Genomic DNA, 8,778 nt, shown 5'->3' on the forward strand with positions numbered 1-8,778 from the left:
TTTCTGCTGGCAAGAAAAATTTATATTTTTTCAATTGTCTACTTGACGGGGAGCGGTTCAGTGTGACAGCCCCTTTCCTGTTATAAATATCCTTTATAAGTACTGACTGAATTCAACCTTCTCTTTATTCGGTCCTTCAATAGTGAAAAACTTTACTCCGTTTTCCCAGAATGGTAAAAAATGAATACTGTCCTGTGTGGTATTCAAACCAGCCTCGTTAACGTACTGATAAATTTCTTCTATGTCCTTAACATCGAGTGCAACATGATCAATTGCACCAGCCTGAAGGACTGCTGCATGATTCTCATATGTTTCTACAACCAGAGTTCCAAGCTTCAGAAATACAACCTTCTCATCTGCCTCTTTATTAACCGTTTCAAAAGCGGTTTCAAAGCCCAGTTTGTGGTAAAAATCTACCGTTTTATCAATATCGTTCGTTGGGATTCCAATGTGCTGGACACCTGTTGAATAGTTTTTCAAATCCATTTTCGATCTCCTCCTTTGTAATGAACAAACAACAGCTTTTTTACAATATACGCACAAGTTTTCTTGTTTGTCAAGATTTACGCTTGTTCAAAATCCAAAATCCTCATAATCCTCTGGCAGAAATCTGTGATAAATGAAATGGAATCCCTCATCCTTAAAGCAGTAATAATAGGTATCATCTGCCTTATCCAGGAAACGGATATAGAAATCAAATTCTCCATTGTCCATTTCCTGACTTTCTGTTTTTTCCCAGTAAGAAGTAAACAGGTCAAGTAATTTCACCTTTGTGCAGTCATGCTTCTGAACCAGTTCGATGAGCACTTTGATAAATTCATTCTCTTTCATATTCTCATGCACATAAACGCTTCCAGGCTCCGGAATATAAAAACAGAATCTGTCCCCTTTATGAGACACCGCCACATTTCCCAGCTTGGAAGTCAGCTCTTCCGGCAGATTCTGCAGACGAGCCAACATTTCTTCTGCACTGTCCTGCACAGAAAAAAAATGATTTAGGGAAGATAGCGGATAATATAAGTGAATCTTCTCTTCCTTAAAGCCAAGCTTAGCCTGTTCTTCCTTTATTACATCTATTAAACTATTTTCCAGCTTCTTAAATCCAGTCATAAGTTCTCCTACTTCCACTAAAAAGCGGCCTTACATCCCATTCTTTCAGCTGAATGCTTCCGCTGCTTTTTCAATCAATTGACAATTTTCTTCTATTATGAGTGTTTTCTTTGCTTTTTTATAACAAAAATCACAATTATATAATGTTTCGTTTCAGTCTTTCATATTCTACCATACTTCCAGGTTCGCCGCAACTTACTTTTTCACTTTATAAACCACATACTCATGACTGAAATGATACCCCAGTTTCTCTGCCAGTCCTACTGACATTTTGTTGGCTGCATCCCAGTTTGGATAAAGCCCGCGTTTGTCACACTCCAGAAGCAGCCGCGCCGCTCCGATATATGCAAGACCTTTTCTCCGGTAGTCCTCACGGGTTACTACCTCAATTTCAATTCCACCATGACATCCAAGATTCTCGTCACTTCTTCTGCCATAACCAGAATAAGAGGAAATTCCGGCGACTACTTCCCCGCCCGTTAAAATGCAAACACCAAGTCCATACTCTTTGTATTGACTATAGCTTTCGTAGTTTGCTGTCAAATCCTTACTCCACTGTGTATCTCTGCAAATTTCAAAAAGCTCCTGATCGATCAGTCTCATCTCATACTCTCCTGGCAAACTCTGTGCTACCTTCTGAAGCTGCTTTAAATCAAAGATTCCAGGTTCCTTTTTGATTGCATAACGGATCGCTTTCTCTGCCTTCTCCCCGTAACATTCCACAATCATCTGTGCCCAGTCATCATTTTGCGGAACCAGAATCACTTCCTCTGATGCACTGTTTGTCAAAGCTCCGGAAATGATCTCTGATTTTGGTTTTCCACTCAGGAAGCAGAAATCCCCAAGCATAACAACACCACTCTCCGGTTTTTCCAGAGAATCCACATATATTTTCCCCATCACTCCCTGCAATGCGGACCAGACCACACTATCCTGCCAGCCTGCAAAAAGAGCACTGGCTCTGCCCGTTTCTATTAATTCATAAATCATATTCATCCCCCTTACGTAAATCAGGCGAGAGACCTTTGCCCCTCGCCATCCTTGCTTAATTCAATTATCTAAACGAACATGTCGGTGACATCACCATATATGAAAGTCAGCTGTTCCACGCCTACCAAACGCTTTAGAGCGTGTTTGAAAAAAGCTCTACGGTTCTATATATTTATCATTTGAAAAAGTGTACCCATTCTTATATTTCACCGTTAAATAGAATGTCTCTTTTCCATCTGTAACCTTTACAAAACAAACATTATTATCATCAAATTTGTCGGTAATGTCAATACTCTGATTATGAAAATAAACCCATACGCTTCCATCTTCTTCGTATTCTACATCAGGAGAATTGATTTCCTCCATAAGCTCTTCCGCTGTAAGAGCGCGCTGAGTTCCGTCAGCATCAATAGATACTCCACCGCCACCGGTTTGATGAAGTGTGCCATCCTCATTATAGTATTCCATAGTATAAGTACCGTCATTGGAAACATCTAAGGTCGCCTGTGTCTGATCACCATGAAGCCAGATCTGAACCGTGCGCTGGATACCTCCAACATTCGCTGCATATGCAGTACCGGTTCCTCCAAGGATAATACAGCCTGCAATCACTGCAGCTGCAGTTTTCATTTTTGTTCTTTTCTGTAATTTTGCCATATTTTCAACCTCCTGTAATGAGCCCTTTGAAGTCTGCAATACGGAAAAAGCTTTTTTATATTTTTCACCATTCGTCATTTTCCCATTCCTCCTTTAAAGAATCCTTAAGCAAGGCTCTTCCCCTGGAAAGCCGAACCTTTACATTGCTTTCTGAAAGCTTCAGGATTTCGGCTATTTCCCTGACGAGATAATCTTCGTAATAAAACAAGTGAATCACAATGCGGTACTTGTCCGGAAGCTTCATTACCTCTTCAAACAAATCTCTTGACTGGGAATCTGGAAAAGAAAGAGTTTCCATATAATCCTCCAGAGAGCATTTATTTTTCTTCCAGAAAGTCCTGTTTATATTTTTCGCCTTATTGATAACCACACGAAGGAGCCATGCCCGGATGTGCTGCTCATTTTCAAATTCTTTTCTGCTGGTGTAATACTGAACAAACGTCTCCTGAACAGCATCCTCCGCATCCATCTGATTCTGACAGATATTAAACGCTGCGGTAAAAAGATTGTTCTGGTAGAGCTGGATCAGCTGTTGAACTGGTTGTCTCATGAGAACTCCTCTGGCTGCTGATCAGTATGAAAAGCAGCGGTCTGTTATTTTCTTGTGTCGGGTACCTTCACTAATTATACAAATAAATAGGGAGAAAGGTTACAAAAAATTTTAACTTTTCACATCCAATGAATTATGCTAAAATACAGCCAAAACATACTTTAAGGGGGCTTTTTCATGGAATTTCAGACACTTATTGAGAACAGAAGATCTGTGCGTAAGTACAGTTCCCATACAAATGTTACTAAAGAGCAGATCCAGCAGCTTGTACAGGCCGCTTTGGAAGCGCCATCATGGAAGAATACAGAAACAGGTCGTTATTACTGTGTTTTATCAGCGGACATGAGTCAGAAGCTTCGTAAGGAATGCCTGTGTTACGCTAATAACGATGTAAAAACTGAGCATGCAGCTTTAATCGTCACCACCTTCGTACATAACCGTGCCGGTTTCCAGACAGACGGCACTCCTGATAATGAGATTGGAAATGGATGGGGCTGTTACGACCTTGGTCTTCAGAACGAAAACCTGATTCTGAAAGCCACAGAGCTTGGTCTTTCCACTCTGATTATGGGACTTCGGGATGGGGACAAAATTCGTGAAATGCTTTCTATTCCGGAAAGTGAAACCATTGTTTCCGTTATTGCTGTGGGAAAAGCCGATGAGGAGCCCAGCCGTCCGAGACGCAGAGAGTTGGAGGATGTTCTGAAGTTCTTTTAAAACGTGTTTGAAAAGGCTTTCTGCAAGATGTGAGTTACAATTTGTGGGAACGATTTTGAGGACACGCTATAGTACAAAAATAACTTGACATTAAAGCAATCACAAGAATAATATGAAGATAAATAAAAATCAGAAATGAGGAATTTTATGGAAAAATCAACTGTATATTTCACTGACTTCCGCTGTAAAGTCGGCACAAGCCAGCTGGACAAGCTGAAAAAGCTTTGCATCGCAGCAGGAATCAAAGACATCGATATGGAGGGTAAATTCGTTGCCATCAAAATGCATTTCGGCGAACTTGGAAATCTTGCTTTCCTGCGCCCCAATTATGCAAAAGTAGTAGCCGATCTTTGTAAGGAGCTTGGCGGAATGCCGTTTCTTACTGACTGTAACACCCTTTATCCGGGAAGCCGTAAGAATGCCCTGGAGCACATGGATTGTGCGAATCTGAATGGCTTTAATACTATCACCACTGGTTGTCAGATCATTATCGGTGACGGACTTCGCGGTACAGATGATGTAGAAGTTCCTGTAGAGAATGCGGAGTATTGTCCAACTGCCAGAATCGGCCGTGCTGTAATGGACGCTGACGTATTCATCAGCCTTACTCATTTCAAGGGACATGAAGCCACCGGTTTCGGCGGCGCAATCAAGAATATTGGTATGGGCTGCGGAAGCCGTGCCGGAAAAATGGCTCAGCACAATAGTGGTAAACCAGTTATCGAAACAGACCTTTGCCACGGCTGCAAACGCTGCGCAAAAGAATGCGGAAGTGATGCTATTACATATCCAGAGAAAAAAGCTGTCATTGATTATGATAAATGCAAGGGCTGTGGCCGTTGTATCGGTGCCTGCAGTTTTGATGCAATTCACAACCCGCACAGCAATTCCAATGAGCTTCTCTGCCGTAAAATGACAGAGTATGCACAGGCAGTCTGTCATGGGCGCCCATGCTTCCATATCGCTCTGGTTCAGGACATCAGCCCTAACTGTGACTGCCACGGCGAAAATGACGCTCCGATTCTTCCGGATATCGGAATATTCGCAAGCTTCGATCCCATCGCTCTTGATCAGGCCTGCGTAGATGCATGTCTTGCTGCAGAACCAATCCGCAACAGCCAGCTTGGCGACAACCTTGCGAAACCGGAATGGCATTGCCACCACAACCACTTTATGGATTCCAATCCGAATGTGGAGTGGGAAGCAACTCTGGATCATGGTGAGAAGATTGGACTTGGAACAAGAAGCTATGAACTGAAGAGAATTTAATTAATAAACAGCTGCCGCATTATCAAAACACTTTGAACAATGCGGCAGCCGTTTAACTTTAACCTTTTTTTGCCAGATATCTTTTAATCAAAAAGGAGCAGAAATATGGAAATGTATAAATGCCATTTTCTATTCCCACATTGCTGTCAGCCAGTTTTATTCCCCACTTAATATCGCTGTAACTTTCATTATCAATCAGTTTTCTTAAAGATTTTGAGCGATTTTTATTTGCCTTTACTTCAACCGGAACCAGTTCATCTTTTGTCCTGACAAAAAAATCTTCTTCCAAAGTTGCATTTTCTTTTTTGTAATAATATAATCCTAATCCTTGTTTCAGAAACGCCTCTGCAACGAAATTTTCATATAAAGCCCCCTTATAAACACCCATATTTTTATTTGCACGTAAATCTTCCTGCGCTTCTTCATCTAAAGAGGCAATTAGCAGGCCAGTGTCTGGATAGTACAGCTTAAACTTCAATTCATCATAATTTCCTTTTAACGGCAATTCCGGATATTCCAGACAGTAGCAGACAGAAACAACTCCCGCATCCTTAAGCCAGTCAATACAGCCCGAATACTCTCTGCTTCTTGCGTTTTTCTCAATTTTACTCAACTGGAATTTTTTATTCTCTTTTGCCAGCTGTACCGGAACGCTTCGATATACACTGGCAATCTTCGTTTGGTCTAACCCTTCTGCATATTTTCTGATATCTTCTTCATAATCTAATTGAATCTGATGCTGAATTTCCAAAGTATCAGAAAATGTATTCGTTTCTATATATTGTCTGATCACTGCTGGCATGCCCCCAAGCACGCAATATTCAAGAAACATTTTTTTGTAAACAGACAGCTCTGTATCAGAAAATGCTTTCCCAGAACACATATGTTCCAGGATCTGTTCGATGTGTAAATCTGAGTAACCCTTTGCCCAGAGAAACTCCTCAAAATCCATGGAAAACATTTCGTAATCTGTTTTATAGCCAACGCTATTGCTGTGGATCTTTTTATAGTTAATTCCAAGTAGAGATCCGCTGCAAATTACATCAAATCTTCCATCCAGCTTAAAAGCCTTCAAAGAAGTGGCAATATCCGTCACTTAATATAGTTTTATACTGCCCCTCCAGCACAAAATTTATAAAAACTATATTCTCATAATTTTCACTTGCAAAATGAACAATAGATTCCGTTTTCCCAATCTGTCTTGCACCTTTAATGATTAGCGGAAGCCTGTTTTCTTTATCCTTCCACTGTCTTAAATAACTATCTACCTTTCTCGTGAACTACTCGGCAACTAAGTTACCAGAGTATCTGAAATCTGGCGGGATACCGCCTTTTTTCAGGGTGCGTCCATGACACCAATACTGCTTGCCTTTCGGCTATACAGCTACTTTTATTATTTCTGGATTTTTTAGTCCGGTTACGGACAGTTCCTTCTGCTTTCCGGATACGGAAAGATATTTCCGCAGGATATTAAATGCTCCTACTGCATCGGCATTATATCTTACTCCGTTGGTTATATATATGCCCCGTTCTTTTCGGTTTGATGCTTCTGCATATCTTTTTGATACTTCTGGTGCTAACGGACTGCACTGGCTGGTATAGTTTTCTTCCCGTTTTATCAATTGTATTCCATACAGTTTCAGCTTATATTCCAGCATGATATACAGCTTGTTATATGGCAGTTCGTGTAACTTCTGGTTGGTCTTATGCCCCATATCATTTTCTTTGCGGATGTTTCGGATGTCTCCCACAACCACACAGCGGATGTCTTCTTTTCTGCAGTATTCTGCAATCCATCTGGTCACTTTATGAAGATAATCCTTCACTGCATTCTGCTTTTTCCTGTAAAGCCTCTGGATATGTTTCGATGATCTTGGATATTTTATCCCTCTTTCCGACTGCTGTGCATACCATACAGACTGTACTCTGGCAATCTCTTTATGAAAATATCTTTCCAACGAAAGATATTTCCTTCCCAGGATAAAAGTCCGGCCATTTCCGGAATCATAACAGGTCATCAGATTATGAAGCCCAAGATCAACAGATAAATAATGTCCATTCTGAGAAAGCTGTTCCGGCTCTTCAATCTCATAGATAACAATAAGGTCACATGTTCCATTTTCCGGCGGATAGATCCGCAGCTGTTTTATATGATCCATGTCCCTGAAAATCTTATTTTCAAGATATAGAAATTTTTCATGGATCCCGTATGTTTCTTCCATATAGCTTTTCAGATCTTTTGGCAGCGACAGACGCAATTGATCTGAACCTTTCTCATGCCGGATCCCCATCTGCATGTATGTAACCGGGATATTGTCCTGTTTAAAACGGGGCGGATTTGGAGCTTTGATTCCTCCGGTCTTTTTCAGGACATAAAAAGATTTCCATGCCTTGTCCAGCTGCTTGCAGGTCTCCTGCGCTGTCTGTGACGGAAGCTGTTTATACCACAGATTTTCTTTATGTGCTTTTTTCTGATAATACCAGTCAGGATACTTTTCCAGTCCCAGTTCTTTATAATGATGGCGTTCATAGTTGCAGACATTCCAGAGTTTGGAAGCTGCATAACACATATGTCCTATAATGTTGGAATATTCCGGCCGGATTTTTACAGATGTCCTGTGTGACAGCAGCATTCCTCTTTCCCCCTTCCAGCAGCTATGCAGATAAAAATTTACCCTTCACCTTGATTTAATACGATTTGCTCTGATGTTCAATATAACGGCGGATATTTTCTTCAGATACAGACCCGATTGTTTCCACATAATAGGAATGATTCCATAGCTCTCCCTTCCACAGCTGGTTTCTTATTTCCGGAAAACGTTCGAATAATTTTCTGCCGGTGATCCCTTTCAGATACTTGACAATTGCTGTTATAGACAGCTTTGGTGGAGCTGATACAAAGCAATGGACATGGTCTCCTTCACCACATTCAAATAAATGAACAGTAAAGCCCTTATCCTCAGCAATCTGCTGCACCAGTTCCTGAAGGTATTCCTCAATATCTGGGGTTAATATCTTCCGTCGGTATTTCACCGACCATACCATATGGTAGTTAATATTACATACACAAGTTCTATAATGTATTAGATTTTCTTTCATACATATAGTATAACATAATGAATTGAAACATGCAATGAAAACCGAACATATTTTCGACTTGTTGTATGCCGGTTACGGCATTAATATCAAAGAGCTTAATATCAAAGAGTAAAGAGATTATTATATTATTTCAATGTGCAGATATGCACAATTCTACGCTTTCATCTCGGTAATTGAATTGCCGAGGATTCCCGCTTATCGTCCTAAAATACATAGTCTCACCCCTTCAAGAAAAGTCATCACGTTTTATAAGCTTTTATTCGCAATTTTCTCACGTTTTTCATTACTATCTTAACACAAAAATCACGTTTGAACAAAATCGCTGCGCGATGGCCTGCCAAGGCTGTGGCGCAGTTTTATTTTTATTAAAAAGCAGTGGAATTACT

The 8,778-nt window shown here is 40.6% G+C and carries 11 protein-coding genes; 2 read left to right on the forward strand and 9 right to left on the reverse strand.

Going from position 1 to position 8,778, the window contains the following annotated elements; all coding sequences use genetic code 11:
• Positions 1-93: 93 nt before the first annotated feature.
• From AB5Z12_RS20155 to AB5Z12_RS20175, 5 genes are all read right to left on the reverse strand, one after another.
• Positions 94-486, reverse strand: coding sequence for a VOC family protein (locus AB5Z12_RS20155; protein ID WP_148461509.1), 393 nt, complete (start codon positions 484-486; stop codon positions 94-96).
• An 87-nt stretch (positions 487-573) separates the two neighbouring features.
• Positions 574-1,110, reverse strand: coding sequence for a DUF3877 family protein (locus AB5Z12_RS20160; protein WP_118577631.1), 537 nt, complete (start codon positions 1,108-1,110; stop codon positions 574-576).
• A 195-nt stretch (positions 1,111-1,305) separates the two neighbouring features.
• Complete coding sequence (locus tag AB5Z12_RS20165; protein WP_368356835.1) at positions 1,306-2,100, reverse strand: GNAT family N-acetyltransferase; 795 nt, start codon at positions 2,098-2,100, stop codon at positions 1,306-1,308.
• Between the two features lie 156 nt (positions 2,101-2,256).
• Positions 2,257-2,757 carry a hypothetical protein gene (locus AB5Z12_RS20170; RefSeq protein ID WP_227200824.1) on the reverse strand — a complete coding sequence of 167 codons (501 nt, stop codon included), beginning with the start codon at positions 2,755-2,757 and terminating at the stop codon, positions 2,257-2,259.
• Between the two features lie 64 nt (positions 2,758-2,821).
• Complete coding sequence (locus tag AB5Z12_RS20175; RefSeq protein ID WP_118577634.1) at positions 2,822-3,307, reverse strand: RNA polymerase sigma factor; 486 nt, start codon at positions 3,305-3,307, stop codon at positions 2,822-2,824.
• 177 nt (positions 3,308-3,484) lie between these two features.
• Here AB5Z12_RS20175 and AB5Z12_RS20180 point away from each other — a divergent pair, with 177 nt between their 5' ends.
• Complete coding sequence (locus AB5Z12_RS20180; RefSeq protein ID WP_118577635.1) at positions 3,485-4,024, forward strand: nitroreductase family protein; 540 nt, start codon at positions 3,485-3,487, stop codon at positions 4,022-4,024.
• 147 nt (positions 4,025-4,171) lie between these two features.
• Complete coding sequence (locus AB5Z12_RS20185) at positions 4,172-5,293, forward strand: DUF362 domain-containing protein (RefSeq protein ID WP_173734787.1); 1,122 nt, start codon at positions 4,172-4,174, stop codon at positions 5,291-5,293.
• Between the two features lie 58 nt (positions 5,294-5,351).
• Here AB5Z12_RS20185 and AB5Z12_RS20190 read toward each other — a convergent pair whose 3' ends face one another.
• The 4 genes from AB5Z12_RS20190 to tnpA form a co-directional block, all read right to left on the reverse strand.
• The gene (locus tag AB5Z12_RS20190) at positions 5,352-6,368 is read right to left on the reverse strand and encodes an ATP-binding protein (protein ID WP_243243769.1); all 1,017 of its coding nucleotides are present in this window, start codon (positions 6,366-6,368) and stop codon (positions 5,352-5,354) included.
• Positions 6,355-6,510, reverse strand: a complete 156-nt coding sequence (locus tag AB5Z12_RS20195; RefSeq protein WP_226814917.1) for a hypothetical protein — start codon at positions 6,508-6,510, stop codon at positions 6,355-6,357. The genes AB5Z12_RS20190 and AB5Z12_RS20195 overlap by 14 nt, the downstream gene beginning before the upstream one ends.
• A 159-nt stretch (positions 6,511-6,669) precedes the next feature.
• The gene (locus tag AB5Z12_RS20200; RefSeq protein WP_226814884.1) at positions 6,670-7,926 is read right to left on the reverse strand and encodes a transposase; all 1,257 of its coding nucleotides are present in this window, start codon (positions 7,924-7,926) and stop codon (positions 6,670-6,672) included.
• A gap of 55 nt (positions 7,927-7,981) precedes the next feature.
• A complete protein-coding gene (gene tnpA, locus AB5Z12_RS20205) occupies positions 7,982-8,398 on the reverse strand; it encodes an IS200/IS605 family transposase (protein ID WP_148461503.1) in 417 nt (138 codons plus the stop codon).
• Between the last annotated feature and the right edge of the window lie 380 nt (positions 8,399-8,778).

Origin of the sequence: Ruminococcus sp. RTP21358st1_G6_RTP21358_211008 (assembly GCF_040908885.1) — a bacterium.
In the GTDB taxonomy this organism is placed as follows: Bacteria; Bacillota; Clostridia; order Lachnospirales; family Lachnospiraceae; genus Blautia_A; species Blautia_A faecis.

Coding starts and splice junctions, on each gene's coding strand:
- AB5Z12_RS20155 (WP_148461509.1), bottom strand. CDS start 486: ATGGATTTGAAAAACTATTCAACAGGTGTCCAGCACATTGGAATCCCA.
- AB5Z12_RS20160 (WP_118577631.1), bottom strand. CDS start 1,110: ATGACTGGATTTAAGAAGCTGGAAAATAGTTTAATAGATGTAATAAAG.
- AB5Z12_RS20165 (WP_368356835.1), bottom strand. CDS start 2,100: ATGATTTATGAATTAATAGAAACGGGCAGAGCCAGTGCTCTTTTTGCA.
- AB5Z12_RS20170 (WP_227200824.1), bottom strand. CDS start 2,757: ATGGCAAAATTACAGAAAAGAACAAAAATGAAAACTGCAGCTGCAGTG.
- AB5Z12_RS20175 (WP_118577634.1), bottom strand. CDS start 3,307: ATGAGACAACCAGTTCAACAGCTGATCCAGCTCTACCAGAACAATCTT.
- AB5Z12_RS20180 (WP_118577635.1), top strand. CDS start 3,485: ATGGAATTTCAGACACTTATTGAGAACAGAAGATCTGTGCGTAAGTAC.
- AB5Z12_RS20185 (WP_173734787.1), top strand. CDS start 4,172: ATGGAAAAATCAACTGTATATTTCACTGACTTCCGCTGTAAAGTCGGC.
- AB5Z12_RS20200 (WP_226814884.1), bottom strand. CDS start 7,926: ATGCTGCTGTCACACAGGACATCTGTAAAAATCCGGCCGGAATATTCC.